At 45.9% G+C, this 1,194-nt stretch carries 2 protein-coding genes; both read right to left on the reverse strand.

The genetic code is table 11. The features are described 5' to 3' along the window. Positions 1-186: 186 nt before the first annotated feature. Positions 187-504 (reverse strand): DUF4144 domain-containing protein, encoded by a 318-nt coding sequence (locus tag R7Z78_RS24510; RefSeq protein WP_025506254.1) that lies wholly within the window; start codon positions 502-504, stop codon positions 187-189. A gap of 96 nt (positions 505-600) precedes the next feature. After that, positions 601-1,194: HAD family hydrolase (locus tag R7Z78_RS24515; protein WP_169643811.1), on the reverse strand; the 594-nt coding region annotated here is incomplete at its 5' end.

Raw genomic sequence — 1,194 nt, forward strand, 5'->3', positions numbered from 1 at the left:
CCGCTTTGTCCATATCTCCGACCATAATACCGACATGATTCATTTTCATTTGTTTGCTCCCAACATGTGTACTTAAACGTTGTCTTGTTTCGATGTGGGAGAGTATATGGTGCGGTGTTAATTACATGAAATTATCATAAATTATAAAAATAATAATTTTATGTAATCAATGGAGCAGAGTTCGAGCTAATTGGCTAATGCCTCAACTGCTTGCTGTACCGAGGTGAAGTGAATTTTGATGATGCACCTTTGTGCGAGACTAAACTCATGCGACTGGATGAGTGACGTAACTTCCTCGACGGACAGAGTGCGTTCTTCCGGTTGTAAAACGGTGGTGTTCGAATCGTTGTATTGCAATCCGAACGTGTTGCCATTTGAGTCAATTACGTAATCATCTGGCCCCAAAATGAGCGCTTCGCATTCGGAATCAAGATCGGCATGAGAACGCAAATAGATAAGTTCATCGTCGCCATCGAGTTTCAATAAACATGGCCATGTAACCATGGGGCCTCCAGTGTAGTGGCTAAAATTGTTTCAATGTCTGAAAGGGCAAGGTGAGCGCTGGCATTCAAGGTGTTGGCCTTAAACCGCAGTCAAAAATTACGTGTGTTGAGCAATAATCGAAAACAGCTCGTCAACCGTTCTTGCCACGTAATCTGGTTGCACGCTCCAACGCTCAGGCATCGCGCCGCTGTACGCTGCTGCAACGGCAATCACCTTACTTTGGCCACCCAACTGCTGTTCGATGTTGCGTGCGAATTGCGTGTCGGCTTCATGGTCACCGATGTACATCAGCTGTCTATTTTCTGCGTGACCAAAAATCGACTCAACGCATTTGATGCCACTGTACGCATCGGGCTTTTGGTGTCCGTTCGAGACGTCATCATACCCGATGATGGATTTAAACGGCGCGCTGATGCCGTTGTCGGACAGCACTCGACGAATATTGCTTTGTGAGTTTTGAGAGCAAATGCCGTGAGGCAGCTGCGCAAACTCTTTAATGACGCCATCAATGCCTTCAAACAGGGTTACTGGTGTTTGGTTTTTCTCTTGATGCTCTGCCCATAAACCACCAGCTTTTAGCATTTCATCATGGGACATGCCGTAGTAATCCACGTAGAGCTCTTGCCAGTTTTTCGCCGCGTGGTTTGCGTAGTGATAGTTGGCTTCTGAATGGAGATATTTCGGTAAATT

This window comes from Vibrio sp. 1167, from assembly GCF_033340375.1.
Classification (GTDB): Bacteria; Pseudomonadota; Gammaproteobacteria; order Enterobacterales; family Vibrionaceae; genus Vibrio; species Vibrio alginolyticus.

Excerpts from the sequence above, each read along its gene's own strand:
- R7Z78_RS24510 (WP_025506254.1), bottom strand. The coding sequence starts at position 504 with ATGGTTACATGGCCATGTTTATTGAAACTCGATGGCGACGATGAACTT.